The organism is Sporolactobacillus sp. PKPK-6 (genome assembly GCF_056678885.1).
The window spans coordinates 419,556-436,425 of record NZ_JBWXPA010000002.1 but is presented as its reverse complement, the minus strand read 5'-3'; the positions used below and the strand labels follow the sequence as shown (position 1 = coordinate 436,425).

Annotated in this window: 17 protein-coding genes; 16 read left to right on the top strand and 1 reads right to left on the bottom strand. The window is 44.0% G+C overall.

Features of this window, described 5'->3' with window-relative positions; genetic code table 11:
• The first annotated feature begins 177 nt into the window (after positions 1-177).
• From AC1MBV_RS13010 to AC1MBV_RS12935, 16 genes are all read left to right on the top strand, one after another.
• A complete protein-coding gene (locus AC1MBV_RS13010; RefSeq protein ID WP_255745815.1) occupies positions 178-1,866 on the top strand; it encodes a septation ring formation regulator EzrA in 1,689 nt (562 codons plus the stop codon).
• A 110-nt stretch (positions 1,867-1,976) separates the two neighbouring features.
• Positions 1,977-3,119, top strand: a complete 1,143-nt coding sequence (locus tag AC1MBV_RS13005) for a cysteine desulfurase family protein (RefSeq protein ID WP_480948445.1) — start codon at positions 1,977-1,979, stop codon at positions 3,117-3,119.
• A gap of 5 nt (positions 3,120-3,124) precedes the next feature.
• Positions 3,125-4,324, top strand: a complete 1,200-nt coding sequence (gene thiI, locus AC1MBV_RS13000; protein WP_255745811.1) for a tRNA uracil 4-sulfurtransferase ThiI — start codon at positions 3,125-3,127, stop codon at positions 4,322-4,324.
• 106 nt (positions 4,325-4,430) lie between these two features.
• The gene (locus AC1MBV_RS12995) at positions 4,431-4,622 is read left to right on the top strand and encodes an alpha/beta-type small acid-soluble spore protein (protein WP_093671926.1); all 192 of its coding nucleotides are present in this window, start codon (positions 4,431-4,433) and stop codon (positions 4,620-4,622) included.
• Between the two features lie 326 nt (positions 4,623-4,948).
• Positions 4,949-6,145: an ATP phosphoribosyltransferase regulatory subunit gene (locus AC1MBV_RS12990; RefSeq protein ID WP_480948444.1), complete on the top strand. Its 1,197-nt coding sequence runs from the start codon at positions 4,949-4,951 to the stop codon at positions 6,143-6,145.
• Positions 6,142-6,792 (top strand): ATP phosphoribosyltransferase, encoded by a 651-nt coding sequence (hisG, locus tag AC1MBV_RS12985; RefSeq protein WP_480948443.1) that lies wholly within the window; start codon positions 6,142-6,144, stop codon positions 6,790-6,792. Before AC1MBV_RS12990 ends, hisG begins: the two co-directional genes overlap by 4 nt.
• A complete protein-coding gene (hisD, locus tag AC1MBV_RS12980; protein WP_480948442.1) occupies positions 6,779-8,062 on the top strand; it encodes a histidinol dehydrogenase in 1,284 nt (427 codons plus the stop codon). Before hisG ends, hisD begins: the two co-directional genes overlap by 14 nt.
• Positions 8,055-8,648 (top strand): imidazoleglycerol-phosphate dehydratase HisB, encoded by a 594-nt coding sequence (gene hisB, locus AC1MBV_RS12975; protein WP_255745801.1) that lies wholly within the window; start codon positions 8,055-8,057, stop codon positions 8,646-8,648. Before hisD ends, hisB begins: the two co-directional genes overlap by 8 nt.
• On the top strand, positions 8,645-9,304 hold the full coding sequence (gene hisH / locus AC1MBV_RS12970; protein WP_255745799.1) for an imidazole glycerol phosphate synthase subunit HisH: 660 nt from the start codon (positions 8,645-8,647) through the stop codon (positions 9,302-9,304). Before hisB ends, hisH begins: the two co-directional genes overlap by 4 nt.
• Complete coding sequence (hisA, locus tag AC1MBV_RS12965; protein WP_255745797.1) at positions 9,304-10,026, top strand: 1-(5-phosphoribosyl)-5-[(5-phosphoribosylamino)methylideneamino]imidazole-4-carboxamide isomerase; 723 nt, start codon at positions 9,304-9,306, stop codon at positions 10,024-10,026. The genes hisH and hisA overlap by 1 nt, the downstream gene beginning before the upstream one ends.
• Positions 10,026-10,784 carry an imidazole glycerol phosphate synthase subunit HisF gene (gene hisF, locus AC1MBV_RS12960; protein ID WP_255745795.1) on the top strand — a complete coding sequence of 253 codons (759 nt, stop codon included), beginning with the start codon at positions 10,026-10,028 and terminating at the stop codon, positions 10,782-10,784. Before hisA ends, hisF begins: the two co-directional genes overlap by 1 nt.
• Positions 10,781-11,452, top strand: a complete 672-nt coding sequence (gene hisIE / locus AC1MBV_RS12955; protein WP_255745793.1) for a bifunctional phosphoribosyl-AMP cyclohydrolase/phosphoribosyl-ATP diphosphatase HisIE — start codon at positions 10,781-10,783, stop codon at positions 11,450-11,452. Before hisF ends, hisIE begins: the two co-directional genes overlap by 4 nt.
• A 98-nt stretch (positions 11,453-11,550) precedes the next feature.
• Complete coding sequence (locus tag AC1MBV_RS12950) at positions 11,551-12,141, top strand: DUF2953 domain-containing protein (RefSeq protein ID WP_480948441.1); 591 nt, start codon at positions 11,551-11,553, stop codon at positions 12,139-12,141.
• Between the two features lie 4 nt (positions 12,142-12,145).
• A complete protein-coding gene (gene ytfJ, locus AC1MBV_RS12945; RefSeq protein WP_480948440.1) occupies positions 12,146-12,607 on the top strand; it encodes a GerW family sporulation protein in 462 nt (153 codons plus the stop codon).
• Positions 12,608-13,146: 539 nt separating this feature from the next.
• Positions 13,147-14,121, top strand: coding sequence for a class I SAM-dependent methyltransferase (locus tag AC1MBV_RS12940; protein ID WP_480948439.1), 975 nt, complete (start codon positions 13,147-13,149; stop codon positions 14,119-14,121).
• A gap of 22 nt (positions 14,122-14,143) precedes the next feature.
• Complete coding sequence (locus tag AC1MBV_RS12935; protein ID WP_255745786.1) at positions 14,144-15,346, top strand: acetate/propionate family kinase; 1,203 nt, start codon at positions 14,144-14,146, stop codon at positions 15,344-15,346.
• A gap of 260 nt (positions 15,347-15,606) precedes the next feature.
• Here AC1MBV_RS12935 and AC1MBV_RS12930 read toward each other — a convergent pair whose 3' ends face one another.
• The gene (locus tag AC1MBV_RS12930; protein ID WP_255745784.1) at positions 15,607-16,704 is read right to left on the bottom strand and encodes a M24 family metallopeptidase; all 1,098 of its coding nucleotides are present in this window, start codon (positions 16,702-16,704) and stop codon (positions 15,607-15,609) included.
• Positions 16,705-16,870: the final 166 nt, after the last annotated feature.

Below are 16,870 nucleotides of genomic sequence, written 5' to 3'. Positions count from 1 at the left end.
AATGTTAAAGCACTCGTCAGAGATCATTCGGAGCTGGCGAGTTTAATTTTACCTGCAATCTTATCACATTAAAATCGACAGTTTCTTTAATTTATTGACCTTAAATCACTTTATTTTGTTACAATATAATCATTACAACAATGTGTGCGTTCCATGCGAGAATGGGGGAAATTCCGTATGTTGTTTGTTTTAGTCGGTCTAATCTTAATTATTGTCTTTATTATTGCTTACGGCACTTGGATGAGAAAGAGAACATTTGGCGAAATTGATCAGTCGGAGAGGCGCCGAGTGGAGCTCATGAATCGTCCGATGGCTAAAGAGCTTTCGAAAATTAAACAGCTGAATATGGCTGGAGATACGGAAACAAAATTTGATAAATGGCATAAGGACTGGGACACGATTATGAGTCAGTCACTGCCCGGGATCGAAGAGACACTTTTCAATGCGGAAGAACTGACGGAAAAGTATCGTTTTCATAAAGCAGAGCTTCTTATAAAAGACGTGAACAAAAAGATGGACACGATTGAGAAGCATATTGAGGAAATCTTAAACGAGCTCAATATCATTGTGGAGAGTGAAACGAAAAATCGCGAAGACGTTACACCGATTAAAGAGATTGTTCATCAGATAAAGAAGGACATTATCACAAAACGAAGCCAATTTGGCCGGACACTCCCCGCACTCGAAAGTTCCATTAAAGAAACTGAAGACAAACTGAAGAAATATGAGTCGGAGACAGAGAACGGAAATTATTTAGACGCACGGCAAATATTAATCAGTGTCAGGCAATATGCCGATCAGCTTGGTGATCAAATCAAACGTGTTCCGGAATTGTATCACGATCTTGAAAAGAACATTCCGGATCAGATGCGCGAGCTTCGTCAAGGCGAGCAAGAGATGACTGAACAAGGCTACTTATTGGCACATCTGCAAATGGACAGTCAGCTGGAAGAGGCTGAGAAACACCGCCAACTGCTTGTAACAGCAGTTGACCATCTTGAGCTAGATGAAACAAGCGAAGGATTGAAAGGTGTTCATGAGCAGCTGGACTGGCTCTATACACAGCTTGAAAAAGAAGTGGTCAGCAGGCGCAGACTTAAAGAAATAACGCCGCCTCTTGAAGATAATTTGAATCGTGTCGAGGAAAAAATTAAGCAGCTGAATGATGAGACCGAAAACATCAGGGACAGCTATCATATAACCGATGATGATTTGAAAATGCAGCGTGATCTGAGCAAATCGTTTCAAAAGCTGGAAAGTGTATTCACTGAAACGCAGGAAGATGGCAACGAGGAGGCATTCAGCTCAATCTTTGTTAAGCTTGAACGCTTAAAAACGGAATTGACGGACATGGAGACGGTGGCAGACGAATTCAATGAAAAAATTAAAGCACTGCGCAAAGATGAAATGAATGCGCGCAATCAGATTCAACAGTTAAAACGCCATTTATTTGAAACAAAACAAGTAGTCCTTAAGAGTAATCTGCCGGGAGTACCCGGCTCGTTCGCAACAGCATTGCAAAAGGCTGGTGAACAGCTTAAGTCTGTGTATCAGAAGCTGGATGAAAAGCCATTAAATATGTCAACCGTTCAGACATTGCTTGCCCAAGCAGGCGAAGACATCGATGACGTATTCCAACAAGCGGAAAAACTGGTTGATACGGCAAACTTTGCTGAGGAAATGATTCAATATGGCAACCGTTATCGAACAGATAATCCTGAAATTGAACAGGCATTAAAAACAGCAGAACAGTATTTTAGAAATTACGACTATCAAGCGTCGGTAGAAACTGCAGTCCGTGCAATCGAAAAGAAAGAACCGAAGATATTAAAGCGTGCTGAACTATTTGCCGGCCGCCAAGCCTGAATGATGACAAAAATGAAAAACTCATGTTAAGATTCAGGCAAGGTGGGCAGTAATGAATAAAAGTCTTTATGCCGAACCTTGAGATTTTCTGAAAGGAGTCACCTATTTTCATGATTTATTTAGACAACAGTGCAACAACGAAACCGTATCCGGAAGTTATGGACACCTATCAAACGGTTTCTGAACAATATTTTGCTAATCCGTCCTCGCTCCATAGCTTAGGCGGAAAGAGCGAGCATCTCCTCACGCGCTCACGCGAGCAGGCAGCTGCACTGCTTGGTATCGAACCGAATGAAATCGTGTTTACTTCCGGAGGTACGGAGGGAAACAATCTTGCGATTAAAGGTGCAGCATTCGCCTATCGGAACCGGGGCAGGCATTTAATCACAACTGCTATTGAGCATGCCTCGGCTGGCAATGCATTTGCTCAATTGGAAGAGCTTGGGTTTGAAGTCACTTATTTGCCGGTTAACACCGACGGTCGGGTATCATTTAATGAATTTGTAAACGCATATCGCGAGGATACAATTCTAGTGTCCATGATGCATGTAAATAACGAAGTGGGCACGATTCAGCCGATTAAACAAATCGGTAAATTTTTGAAGCAGAAGCCGAAGACTGTCTTTCATGTTGATAATGTTCAAGGCTTTTCAAAGGTTCCGCTGCATTTAATGGAAAGCGGTATTGATCTGTGTACGATTTCCGGACATAAAATTCATGGACCAAAAGGTACCGGGATACTTTACGTACGTAAAGGGACACAGCTTTCTCCATTGTTCGCAGGCGGCGGTCAAGAGCATCAGCTCCGGTCAGGTACTGAAAATTTGCCAGGCATTTGCGGGATGGTCAAGGCACTTCGCATGACATTGGAGAATGAACGCGAAGGTATCGATCATTTAACGAAGCTGCAAAAGCAATTGTTTGATGGATTGGCGCATATCGATGGGGCCGTTATTCATACACCGCAACAATTGTCTGCTCCGAGTATTGTCAATGTGTCGCTTCTTGGAATTAAATCCGAAGTGCTGGTGCATGCCTTAGAAAAGAATGAAATTTATGTGTCGACCAAATCTGCTTGCTCATCAAAAGAAAGCGGTGCAAGTGGGATACTAACGGCTATGGGCATATCAGATCAGGAAGCCGAACAGGCAATACGAATCAGTATGGCTTACGAGACAACAGAATCGGACCTTGATGTATTTTTACAAACGCTGACCGAAAAAGTTGGTCAGTTAAAGACGGTAATGAGGTGAACTGAGTGATTTATGACTATTTGGTGGTTCGTTTCGGAGAAATCACCTTGAAGGGCAAGAACAAAAAACAATTTGTTGTCAAGTTGGAAAATGATGTACGTGAAAAGCTGCGCCGATTTCCTCAGGCTGAGATTAAACGCCATTTTGATGATTTGGAAATTAAACTAAATAATGAAAAATCGGCTGATGTGCTTGCTGTTCTGAAGAAGGTTTTTGGCATTCAGAATATCTCGCCGGCGATTAAAGTAGGTACTGATCTTAATGAGATCCGTGCAGGCGTTCTTAGAGTAGCTGAGCAGGAAAAAGGTGCTCAAACATTTAAAATTGCCGCGCGTCGAAAAGATAAGCGTTATCCAATTCATGGAAGCGAGTTAAATCAGGAACTGGGCGGAGATGTTTTAAAGCATTGCGATTGGCTGAGTGTTGATGTGCACAATCCTGACTTAATGATACGCGTTGAAGTGGGCTACCATGAAGCACGTATCTATGGTAAAGAAGTCATCGGTGTCGGCGGTCTTCCGGTAGGCACCAGTGGAAAGGTCATGCTGCTCTTGTCCGGTGGAATTGACAGCCCGGTTGCCGCCTATTTAACAGCGAAACGAGGAGCTTTGATTGAAGCCATTCATTTTCAAAGTCCTCCTTATACAAGTGATCGTGCCAAACAAAAAGTGATGGATTTATCAAATAAACTGCGTGAGTTCGGTGGCAAGTTTGTTTTGCATCTTGTACCTTTCACGAATGCTCAAGTCGCGATTCGCGATGCGGTACCTGAGGATTATCGAATTACGATTATGCGTCGTCTGATGTTTCGTATTGCAGAAAAAACGGCTGTTAAACGGGGAGCTTTGGCTCTCGCAACTGGAGAAAGCTTGGGACAGGTGGCAAGTCAGACTCTGGAGAGCATGAATACAATCAATGCTGTAACCAATCTTCCGATCCTTCGTCCGTTAATTACAATGGATAAGATTGATATTGCTAAGATCGCAAAACAGATTGATACGTATGAAATTTCCATTCGTCCGTACGAAGATTGCTGTACCATTTTTCTGCCTAAGGCACCGAGAACGCGCCCGGATCGAATTCATGCGGAGCGTTTTGAACGCAAGCTTGCAGTTGATGCATTAGTAAATGAAGCAGTAGAAGGTATTGAAACGATTGTGATTGATAACGATTCAAATCAGGATGCTGTGAGCGAGCTCTTATAATCGGAGAATTTTTGATCTGATCATTGAATTGCAATAATTACCATTCCTCCTTGTGCATGTAGAACTTAGACTCTGCACAATATAATGGCACAAGGAGGTGAGAGACATGGCAGAAAATAATAGCAATCAGATCCTTGTTCCAGGTGCAGAAAAAGCACTTGAACAAATGAAAACGGAAATCGCTTCTGAATTTGGTGTACAACTTGGCCCTGATACAACTTCACGTGCCAACGGTTCTGTTGGTGGTGAAATTACGAAACGCCTCGTAGCAACTGCATTGAGCAGCGGCAAGTTCTAATCTTGAATGAACCTTCAAAAAAGATCTTTAAAGAGCGGCTTCGGCCGCTCTTTTTCAATTTGTTCTGTTATTGGATTGTATGGGTGTCAAAATGTACACGCACTTATGCAGCGATGGGGCTGCAGAAACAGGTACCTTTATTATATTTATACGACTGAATGAATTCGGAAAAAGAATAGAACCTATTGACTATTTCCAGTATTTCCTCTAAAATACACATTACATGCTTTACTATGCTAATGAGATAAAGTAACGGGATTTCTTTTATTATCCATTTCATACATAATAAAATAAAGAGAATGAATTTTGAGAGGGAGAAAAGATTGATGTCACAACCCTATATGTTTGAAAAGCCGCTCGGACTGCGTGATACATTACCGCGAGCACAACAGGAAATTTCACGATTAGAACTTATCTTTCAGCGTGAGCTGCAGCGCTGGGGGTACGATTTTATTAAGACTCCCGCTTTGGAATATGCGGAAACGATTGGTCGGGCATCGGCAATTGCCGACAATCGTCTCTTTAAATTTCTAGATGCTGAAGGGCATCCTGTGGTTTTGCGGCCCGATATGACGACGCCGATTGCCAGAATAGCGGCATCGAGCTTGAGAAATGCACCGCTTCCTCTTCGCCTGTCGTACACGGCAGATCTTTATCGTAGTCAGCGTAAGGAAGGCGGCCACCCAAGCGAATTCGAACAGACGGGGGCAGAACTCATTGGCGATGCAACGCCATATGCAGATGTAGAAGTGATTTCATTAATGATGAGCCTTCTTGAGAAAAGCGGACTTGCGTCAGTGAGGCTTGCCGTTGGTCATGTCGGTTTTGTGAACGCCTTTTTCTATGATCTTGTTAAGGATAAAGAAATTGTAAAACAGCTGCGAAACCTGCTGTACAATAAAAACGATGTCGGCTTTCATGAATATGTAGCATCACTGAATCTGCCGATCGATGCAGCAAAACGACTGAACGCATTTGTTGACTCCAGAAGAATGAACAATGAAGAAACATTGGCGTACATTGAAACCTTGGTGTCGGGTTCCGCAACTCCGGTGCATTCTTATTATCGAAATATTTTAGAATTGATTCACTTGCTCAAACTGGATCATTTAGAATCGCAGATCGATTTGGATATCACTCTTGTACCTCATTTAAGTTATTACACCGGATTCGTTTTTCAAGGATTCGGTGGTAATCTCGGATTTCCGGTTGCGAGCGGAGGAAGATATGATGATCTGCTTGCGAAATTTAACCGCCCATGTCCTGCCACCGGATTCGGAATTCGGCTTGACCGGCTGATGAGCGCCATTAAAATTCCTGATGATAAAAGATCCAAGCGCAAAAGTGCAGTCATTTATAACCGCGAAAACGCAGGAATTGCGATGCGATTTGCTGCTGAAGAACGAGAAAAAGGCCACGCCGTTGTTCTGCAACACGCGGATGGGATCGATAACCCGGATACATTCGAACAACAATTCGAATCGGTCAACTATTTTTTGGATAGAACGGAGACTGGAGAATGAATCAATCAGTAATAACAATAGCAATGCCTAAGGGACGAATTTTCGGTGATGCATGCAAGCTCCTAAGAAATGCCGGGTTTCGGCTGCCGGATACCTTCGAAACAACACGGAAGCTGATTCTTGATTTGGAATCCGAACCGTTTCGCTTTATTCTCGCAAAGCCGGTTGATGTTCCGACCTACGTTGAGTACGGGGCAGCAGACCTTGGCATTTCCGGAAAAGATGTATTGCTTGAAAGTGGAAGAGATGTGTATGAAATGGTTGACTTGGGAATCAGCAAATGTCACATGGCGGTCGCAGGGCTGCCGGGTCATCAAAGCCGTAATCCTTTTCTTAAGATCGCAACAAAGTATCCGAACATCGCATCTGATTTTTACCGCAGGCGCGGAGAACAGGTGGATTTGATCGCATTGAACGGTTCCATTGAATTGGCGCCAATTGTAGGACTTGCCGATGCCATCGTTGATATCGTTTCTTCGGGACAGACACTGAAAGAAAACGGACTTGTAGAGTATGACCGGCTCCTCGATATCAGTTCAAGGTTGATTGTTAATCCGGTCAGCTATCGATTGAAAAAAACACAGATCGATCAAATTGTGGAAAAAATGATCAGAGCAACGGAGGGGACCAAGATTGGAATGGATTAAGGATGGAAATTTGGATTTCTTAAACAAAAGAAAAGTGGAAGCCAAGGAAGAGGCACAAAAATCCGTCGCATCCATCATCGCAACCGTGAAATCTGATGGAGACAATGCATTGAAGAGCTACACGAAACAGTTTGACGGGATTGATCTAGAATCCATTCGTGTGACTGAGGAAGAGAAACATGAGGCCGCATCTCGTGTTCCGGAACAGGTGTTAGAAGCAATCAAACAAGCAGCAAGGAACATTCGCGCTTTTCACGAAAAACAAGTACCGAAGTCTTGGACAGAAACCGTGGATATGGGAGTCGTACTTGGTCAAAAAGTAACCGCACTTGATTCGGTCGGAGTATACGTTCCCGGCGGTACGGCCTGCTACCCATCATCAGTTCTTATGGGCGCTATTCCGGCACTTGTGGCAGGAGTAAAACGTGTTGTACTCGTTTCTCCTCCTCAAAAAAACGGACGGATTGCGGATGGTGTACTTGCTGCGGCACGTGAGATCGGCATTCATGAAATTTACCAAGTTGGCGGTGCGCAGGCCATAGCGGCGCTTGCTTACGGAACCGAATCAATAAAACCAGTGGACAAGATTGTCGGACCCGGCAACCTCTATGTTATGCTCGCAAAAAAGCATGTGTTTGGCGATGTTGCGATTGACAGTCTTGCAGGACCAAGTGAAATTGCTGTTGTGGCCGATGAGACGGCTGATGCTGCATGGATTGCAGCGGATCTCTTGTCCCAGGCTGAACACGACCGTCTCTCGATGCCGGTGCTCGTGACGACTTCCGAATCATTCGGAATGGATGTAGAAAAAGAAATTGAAAAACAGCTTCAGGATCTGCCACGTGTTGACATCGCCTCCGCTTCGGTGAACAAACAGGGGAAAATTATTTTGGTAAAGGATATTCGAGGAGCAGCGACAGTCATTAACAGGATTGCACCTGAACATCTGGAGCTTGCGACGCATGATCCGCATGTAATTCTTGAATTGATCCATAATGCAGGCGCTATTTTCTTGGGCAAGTACAGTTCGGAACCGGTTGGCGATTATTTCGCGGGTCCGAATCATATTATCCCAACCAATGGTTCGGCACGCTATGCCAGTCCTCTTGGCGTTGAAAGCTTTATCAAGCATTCAAGTATCATTGAATACAGTGATGAGGCGCTTCAGGCGAACGGACAGGCAATTGCCGCATTTGCCCGATTTGAAGGACTGGAAGGGCACGCACGTGCGGTAGAAAAAAGAATGAAAGGTGCGGTCATTCATGGATAAGCGAACGGGTTACGTGGAACGTGATACTTTTGAGACACAAATTAAACTAAAATTTTCCATTGACGGAAATGGCGAATCACATCTTGAGACGGGTGTGCCTTTTCTGACTCATATGCTTACGTTGTTTACCAAGCACGGGCTGTTTTCACTTGATGTGGATGCGCAAGGCGATACTGAGGTCGATGATCACCATACGACTGAAGATATCGGAATTTGCCTCGGAAAAGCGATTCGTGAGGCAATTGGCGATAAAAAGGGCATCAATCGCTACGGCTATGCGGTTGTTCCGATGGATGAGGCACTGTCAGAGGTTGCCATTGATTTAAGCGGGAGACCCTATTTTGTTTTTAACGGAGAGCTTCCTTCGCAGAGGGTCGGGACATTCGATACAGAGCTTGTAAAAGAATTCCTTGATAAACTATGTATCGAGGCACAGATGAATCTTCATGTCACCATCCGTTATGGAGAAAATACCCACCACATGATTGAATCGGTATTTAAGGCACTCGGTCGTGCCCTTGACGCGGCGACTGTTCAAAATCCAAGAATTCAAGGGGTTCTGTCGACGAAAGGAACGCTGGGATGATCGGAATTGTAGATTATGGCATGGGCAACCTGTATAGTCTCAGTCAGGCATTGAAAAGGCTCGAACAATCTTATATCATCAGTGATGACCCGAGTGAACTGGACACGACAGATGGATTGATTCTGCCGGGGGTCGGCGCTTTTAAGGATGCCATGGGCTTACTTAATGAGAAGCATTTAAGTGACTATTTGAAACGTTACGCACAAACAAAACCATTACTCGGTATCTGTCTCGGCATGCAGCTTCTGTTTGATGAAAGTGAAGAAGGTGTTCTAACGGGAGGGCTTGGTCTGATACCCGGTCGTGTCGTTCGTTTCGCCGGTGTATCCGATAACGGAGTTCGCTATAAAGTGCCCCACATGGGCTGGAATACGTTGACTTTTGTCGATGCCCAATCACCTTTGCTGCTTGGGTTAAAACCGGATTATGCGTACTTTGTTCATTCTTACTATGCAGAACTGAAAAACCGCGATACATTGATTGCTGCCGCAGATTACTACGGTGAAGTACCTGCCATTGTCGGCATGGGACATGTGTTCGGGACCCAGTTCCACCCGGAAAAAAGTGGTACGTTCGGTCAGGCCTTGTTAAAAAATTATTTGCGACTGGTGTCTCAAAAAGGCGATACCTGTTCATGCGGAGAGGAGAAGTGCTGATGTTCACAATATATCCTGCGATTGATTTAATCGATGGCAAATGTGTGCGGCTGTTTCAAGGTGATTATGATCAATCCACGATTTATGGTGACGATCCAGTCGCTATTGCGCGCTCTTTTTTTGAACAAGGCGCCCAATGGCTTCATGTTGTCGATCTTGACGGAGCTAAAGCCGGACGTCCGATCAATCAAGGTTTAATCGCTCGAATGGCTGCAGAGGTGCCGATCAATATCGAGGTCGGAGGCGGTATCCGTTCAATTGAGACGGTGGAAAGCTATTTAAATCAAGGGATTAAACGTGTCATTTTGGGCAGCTCGGCAATCAGTGATCCGGAATTTTGCAAACTAGCGTTAAACTGTTACCCGGAAGCTGTCGTTATCGGACTGGATGTGAAGAATGGCAAGGTTGCGGTTCGAGGCTGGCTTGATGTTTCTGATTTGAGCGCTGCCGAACTCGCCAATCGATTGATTCAAGAGGGTGCCGAGCAATTCATTTATACGGATATCTCAAGGGACGGCGCGCTTCAAGGCGCCAATGTTGCAGCTGCCGAACAGCTTGCCGACGAAATTGGCAAGCCTGTTGTTGTCTCCGGTGGCGTGACGACACTTGAAGAAGTCAAGCAGATGATTAATAATCGAAGAGTAAGCGGCGCGATTATTGGCAAAGCACTCTATACGAAACAAATCGAGCTCAGCGATGTGATCAAGGCGGTGAAACACTGATGCTTGCAAAACGAATCATTCCCTGCTTGGATGTGAAAGACGGGCGTGTCGTTAAAGGAAAACAATTCGTTCAATTACGCGACGCCGGCGATCCCGTGGAACTTGCCATGTTCTACAATCATGAAGGTGCGGATGAGCTTGTTTTTCTTGATATATCGGCATCGAATGAAGGACGAAATACAATGGTTGAAGTCGTGAAGCAGGTTGCGGCAAAACTCAACATTCCATTCACAGTTGGCGGGGGCATCCATTCACTGGAGAATATTAAAACACTGTTGCGCGCAGGTGCCGATAAGGTATCTCTGAACAGCTCAGCAGTGGCAAATCCCCAGCTGATTGCAGAAGGTGCCGACTTTTTCGGTAATCAATGCATCGTGTGTGCCATAGATGCCAAATGGAGCCCGAAAACAGGTACATATAAGGTTTATACCCATGGCGGACAAAAAGAGACGCCGCTTGATGCCGTTGAGTGGGCGAAGAAGGCGGTTGCGCTCGGCGCAGGAGAAATATTGCTGACGAGTATGGATCAGGATGGGGAAAAGAAGGGCTTTGAACTGAATCTGACAAAGAAGATAAGCGAAGCGGTTGATGTTCCTGTTATTGCCTCAGGAGGCGCCGGGAAAGCTGCTGATTTTCTCAATGCTTTTGAAGAAGGCAAAGCCGATGCTGCGCTTGCTGCCTCAATTTTTCATTACAAAGAAACGTCAGTCGCAAGTGTAAAGACGTTTTTAAAACAAAAAGGAGTGGCCATTCGATGAATGTTGAAACACTAAAATTTGATAATAACGGACTCATTCCTGCAATTATTCAGGATGCGCAAAGTAAGGAAATCCTCATGATGGCTTATATGAACAAAGAATCGATTGCAAAATCGCAGGAGAGTGGTGAGACGTGGTTCTTTAGCCGCGAGCGCCAGGAACTGTGGCACAAAGGTGCGACTTCAGGAAATACGCAAACAATTGTAGACTGGTCGGTGGATTGCGATGCTGATACTTTGCTTATCAAAGTAAACCCAGCCGGTCCGGCATGTCATACAGGAAAATACAGCTGCTTTGTTCCGGAAAAGAGCGACAAGCAGGAAGCTGTTGCTGCTGGAGCAGACCGATTTGAAATTCTTGCCGAATTGGAGCATGTGATAGCCGAGCGTGAAGCAGAACGTCCGGAAGGTACGTATACGACTTACTTGTTCAACGAAGGAATTGACAAGATCCTTAAGAAAATTGGAGAAGAAACTTCCGAAGTGATTATCGCTGCCAAGAATCGGTCCGTTGCTGAATTGGAGTGGGAAGTTTCCGATGTGATCTATCATACCTTAGTCATGCTGCGCGAGCAGGGAGTTGGCTTTGATCGAGTGCTGCGCGTTCTTGAAAAGCGCCACCGTGATAAAAGTGAATTTCAACGTGAAAAAGCGAAAGATGTTGACTAACTATTAATTCCCGGGAGGCTTGTCCTCTCGGGTTTTTGTATTTTTTTGGCTTATTTACCGGATACTATTTACAAAAGCATGAAAAAGGAGCGTTTGTGGTGCGCCTGTTCATCATTTTGTCGGGACTATTTGCGAGTATCTTGTTGCTTATTTGTTTTATCGCTGTGAGAAGCACGCTCACGATACGCGTCAAATTCCTGATCGGAGCGCATCATTTTCAATGGAATGCAGAAGTTTATTTATGGGGAAAGCAAGTTTGGACGATTAAGTCGAGGAAAAGAGCAGAAGCGAAGAAAAAGAAAGCAGGCGGTAGAGCGGAGCATAGCGGTGCAGGCAACGATCAAGAAGACAGTGCTAAATTATGGAATGAACATTTAGACAAAGGACTCAAATTGCTGAGTTCATTGAATCTTGGAGAGAGCGTAGTGGTCAGACAGGTGGTTTGGGTGACGACATGCGGGACTGGTGATGCCGCGGAAACAGCTTTGCTCAGCGGAATTATTTGGTCCATTAAAGCATCCATTCTGCCATGGGTTTCACGATACTGCAGTGATCGCCCGAGAATAAATGTTGTACCGACTTTTCAAAGAAAAACTCTGAATTCAGATCTGTCATGCATGTTTCAAGTTAAGATCGGAGACGCTATAGCTATGATCAAGAAAATTAGACGCCATTGGAAAGAAGGTTAAACATATGGCAGATCATCCAATACAGGGATTGATGAAAACAGCACTCGAGAGCTTGCAGGCCATGGTAGACGTTGGCACAATCGTCGGGGATCCGATTGAAACTGAAGATGGGCATACAATTATTACTTTGTCTAAAGTAGGATTCGGTTTTGTTGCTGGCGGCAGTGAGTTTACAACAAAAAATGAAAATCAGGATGAAGATCCGACTGAAGATACCGAGGCTTATCTGCCTTTTGGCGGAGGTACGGGCGGAGGCGTTTCCATTACGCCGATTGCCTTTCTTATTATCGGGCGTGAAGGTGTTAAGACCATTCATTTGGACAACAATACCCATTTATACGAACGATTAATTGATCTTGCCCCGCAAACGATTGAAAAGATTAAAGAAGTCATCGAGAAGAACGGAGGGGCCAGTACTTCAAGAAGGAAAAAACGCAGAAGCGATTGGCAGGACGATGATGAATAAAGTAAATAGCTTTTTTTGATGCAGAATGACCGTCCACGGATCATTCTGTTTTTTATTTATGGCAAATGGATTCTCCAACAGAAATGCGTTGTCCAATAACTAGAGAATGAAATCCAAATTGATAGGTCCATCGTAAAAGTTTGGGTTATAATAAAGCTGTACGAAAAACTTTTTCACCGTTAAATGAAACAGATGGATCAATCTTTACGTAAATAGTTGATGGTTTTCGTAAATTTGTCGCTTTTGTGCGACAATTGCTCTGTGTACGTTTTTAGGCTATAGTGAACCTAGGAGTGAGTGTGATCATGACTGGAGATAGAAGAATGAAAGTCGGACAGGTGTGCATGTTTCAGGTATTTACGTTAAGAGATATGGGCAACCTATCATTAAAAAGTATACATAATTTCTATCAAACAAGTCAGCATTCGCCATTTTATGGACAAATTTATGTAATGATTTCAAGAATTAAGCGGGTAATCTTTTCAGCTTAGCTGTATAATATACATTGTAAGCGCTTTATACATTTGGAGGATATCGTTTTGCAGACAACAACAGTTAGTGAACTCTTTTCAGTATACGACCAAGCAGCACTTTTCATTAAAAAGAATAAGCAAACGGATTATTTAACAGGTTTATGTGATGCAGCTGAAGGATTGGCTCAAGACGTGATCCATGATGATGAATTAACGGATAAATTAAAGCCGTTATATGATCGCTATTACAGCCAGACAATGACTTCTGAAGACGTTAGACGTGCTCTGCAGCTTGCTATTCTAAAGGGAATGAAAGCTTCACCGCAGCCGAATCATGAACTGACTCCGGATACTTTGGTGCTTTTAATGGGCCATATGATTGCCATGCTAGAAGGAAAAAAGCCGTTTTCAATTCTCGATCCGGCAGTTGGTGCGGCAAATCTATTGACCGGCATTATGAATCAGTCGGAAACCGACGATATAAATGCTTTTGGTATTGATGCGGATCCCTTATTAATCCGCCTTGCAGCTGCAAACGCAAATTTGCAGCAAAAAGAAATACAGCTTTTTCATCAAGATGGATTGAAACCAATACTGATTGATCCTGTTGACGTTGTCGTTTGCGATGTTCCTGTCGGTATTTACCCTGATCAAGACTCAGCAGAAGCATATGCACTCAAAGAGGTCGCTGAAAAACCACTGACTCATTTTTTATTTATGGAGCAGGGGCTGCGCAAGCTGAAGCCGGAAGGTTATTTTCTTTCGCTTGTTCCGAATCATCTCTTTTCTAATGATCGCAATCATGTTTTTCATGATTTTCTTCAAAAAAATGCAACCATCCTTGCATTGATCCAACTTCCTGCTTCTTTATTTGCTAAGGCGGATCAAGCGAAGAGCATTCTTTTGATGCAGAAGAAATCAGGAAGCGCGGCACTCGCAAAACAAGCGCTTCTCGGTGAGATGCCTGATTTCTCAAACGAAGTAAAGATGCGCAAGTTCATGCAGCAACTAGATCATTGGTTTCTGCACCGTTCGGTTTAAGAAGACGAGAGGGTGATCTACAATGGCATTAATTCTCGCGATCAACGCTGGCAGCTCATCACTGAAGTTTCAACTTCTTGATATGCCTGCTGAGCATTTGGTAACCAAGGGTTCTGTTGAACGTATTGGTTTGTCGGATTCCATTTTTACAATTAGTGTCAATGGTGAGAAGAAGCAGGAAATCGCCTCGATTTCAGATCATGAAGTGGCGGTACGGATTTTGCTTGATCGATTGACTGAATTGAAAATTGTCCATTCCTTGAAGGAAATTGAAGGAATCGGCCATCGTGTCGTCCATGGCGGAGAAGAGTTTGATGATTCTGCACTGGTGACCGACGATGTGATTAAGAAAATAGAAGATCTTTCTGATCTTGCACCATTGCACAACCCGGCTAACTTAGTCGGCATACGTGCGTTTCGAGAAGTGCTCCCCGATGTTCCTGAAGTTGTCGTATTCGATACGGCCTTTCATCAAAGCATGGGCAGTGAAGCGTATTTGTACAGCCTTCCCTATGACTACTACAAACAATTCGGCATTCGAAAATACGGTTTTCATGGTACGAGTCACAAATATGTTGCCTATCGGGCGGCAGAGCTGCTTAAGCGCCCCATTGAGAATCTTCGCTTGATTTCCTGTCACTTAGGAAACGGTGCCAGTATCACCGCTGTCAAGGGCGGCAAATCCATTGATACATCGATGGGTTTTACGCCGCTTGCCGGCTTGACGATGGGTACGCGTTCAGGCGACATTGATCCGGCACTGATTCCTTTTATTATGGATAAAACCGGCATGAATGCAAATGAAGTGATCAACGTGCTTAATAAAAAGAGCGGATTGCTTGGACTGTCCGGATTTTCAAGCGATTTAAGAGATATTGAGAAGGAAGCAAAAAGAGGGAACAAACGCGCAAAGCTCGCAATTGAGGTATTCGTTGAACGGATTCAAAAGTATATCGGATCATTTGCGGCGAAGATGAACGGTGTTGATGCAATTGTATTTACTGCGGGCATTGGTGAACATAGTTCGATGGTTCGCGCACATGTACTTGATGGACTCGGATTTATGGGTATTGACTGGGATGCAGAAAAAAACAAGATTAATGGCAAGGAAATCTCGATCAGTACGGATCAATCGAAAATTAATATTCTTGTCATCCCGACCAACGAAGAAGTGATGATCGCGCGTGACACGGTCCGTCTTTCGAAGAAACATCAGGAAATCTGAAGTTATGTTCTAAGAAAACTTAGTTTCGGCAAATCTTAGTTGTGATGATCATAAGCAGCCGGATTTCTCTTGAACTGTTGATTGCGGTATTTTGCCAAGGCCGTCCACACTAACTACTCTTCAATTCTATATCATTACTTGTACAAAAAATGCGCTGCAGGTTCAAACCTGCAACGCATTTTTGAGTCAAAGACCGGATGAAATCTATCAAAATGTGTTCGGACAGAATCAAATCTCTGACCTGTCTATTTGCTTTAAAATCAATCGATAATTTGGAGCTTCTTTGGATAATGCGTCAATGTTTCCGGACCGTTCTCGCTTAGGTAAACATCGTCTTCAATCCGGACTCCGCCGACTTCAGGGACGTAAATGCCTGGTTCAATCGTGAACACCATGCCGGTAGTCAAGGTTCTATTATTCGCAGCGCTCATTGATGGCTGTTCATGTTCACCGAGGCCCAAACCATGTCCAAGACGGTGGGTAAAATAGTCACCGTAACCGGCATCAGCAATGACTTTTCGGGCTACTCCGTCAAGATCACCGATTCTGAGTCCCTGGCGGACTGCTTTGATCGCGGCCAAATTTGCTTGCAGCGTTGTTTCATAAATTTTGTACTGCTCGTCGGATATATGCTTGTAACATACGGTCCGTGTGATATCGGAGCAATAACCGTCAATCACGACACCAAGATCGAAAAGAACGAAATCACCTTCACGGATCTGACGTGTTCCCGGATAGCCATGAGGTTTTGCGGTATTCTCTCCGGCAAGGACCATCGTATCAAATGCCATCTCTGAGTAGCCTTGTTTGGCTAGTTCGTGCTCAATTTCAGCAATGATTGCCGTTTCTGTTCGGCCCTTTTTAATTGCATCAATGCCTAATTTAACGGCATAATCTGCGATTTCACCTGCTTTTTTCATTGCAGCAAGCTCGCCTGCATCTTTAATATTACGCATGTCGGCGAGATAATCTTCAATGGATTGAAACACAATCTGCGCGTCAATAGCTGTTAAAGCCAAAGCTTTGTTGTATGGCAGAGTGCTTGGTTCAATAAATACTTTACTGAACTCAGCATGTCGGCCGCTCAATGCTTTTTTAACAGAATCCCACGGATCTTGATCATCGCGATAGCCGATTACTTCATGGCCGAAAGCAGAAGCTCGTGCTTGACCAACTTCGAGTTCAGGGCAAATTAAGAAAGGTTCATCATCTGGGAAGAGAAATAAACCAAGAAAACGTTCATGAGGATCACATTTAAAATGAGTAAGATAGAAGACGTTGGTCGGATCTGCGATATAGGCGAACCTGCCTTCTTGCTCACGCAGCCACTTTTCAATTTGCTTCATTTTCTCTGACAATTAGGGTCACTCCAGTTTCATTCGTAATATGTATAATGTATCACAAAATAGAAGCATCGGGGCCGTTCGTCATAATTTCATTGGAAATTTAAAAACGTGTTTGGATCTGCTTTCTGTACCCGCCTGTTTCATGCGAACCTAGTCCTATGTAGTGTATAATAAATTT

Bases quoted from the DNA above. Each gene is read 5' to 3' on its own strand.
- hisF (WP_255745795.1), top strand. From the start codon at position 10,026: ATGCTTGCAAAACGAATCATTCCCTGCTTGGATGTGAAAGACGGGCGT.
- hisIE (WP_255745793.1), top strand. From the start codon at position 10,781: ATGAATGTTGAAACACTAAAATTTGATAATAACGGACTCATTCCTGCA.
- AC1MBV_RS13005 (WP_480948445.1), top strand. From the start codon at position 1,977: ATGATTTATTTAGACAACAGTGCAACAACGAAACCGTATCCGGAAGTT.
- ytfJ (WP_480948440.1), top strand. From the start codon at position 12,146: ATGGCAGATCATCCAATACAGGGATTGATGAAAACAGCACTCGAGAGC.
- AC1MBV_RS13010 (WP_255745815.1), top strand. From the start codon at position 178: ATGTTGTTTGTTTTAGTCGGTCTAATCTTAATTATTGTCTTTATTATT.
- hisA (WP_255745797.1), top strand. From the start codon at position 9,304: ATGTTCACAATATATCCTGCGATTGATTTAATCGATGGCAAATGTGTG.
- AC1MBV_RS12935 (WP_255745786.1), top strand. From the start codon at position 14,144: ATGGCATTAATTCTCGCGATCAACGCTGGCAGCTCATCACTGAAGTTT.
- hisH (WP_255745799.1), top strand. From the start codon at position 8,645: ATGATCGGAATTGTAGATTATGGCATGGGCAACCTGTATAGTCTCAGT.
- hisG (WP_480948443.1), top strand. From the start codon at position 6,142: ATGAATCAATCAGTAATAACAATAGCAATGCCTAAGGGACGAATTTTC.
- AC1MBV_RS12995 (WP_093671926.1), top strand. From the start codon at position 4,431: ATGGCAGAAAATAATAGCAATCAGATCCTTGTTCCAGGTGCAGAAAAA.
- hisB (WP_255745801.1), top strand. From the start codon at position 8,055: ATGGATAAGCGAACGGGTTACGTGGAACGTGATACTTTTGAGACACAA.
- AC1MBV_RS12990 (WP_480948444.1), top strand. From the start codon at position 4,949: ATGTCACAACCCTATATGTTTGAAAAGCCGCTCGGACTGCGTGATACA.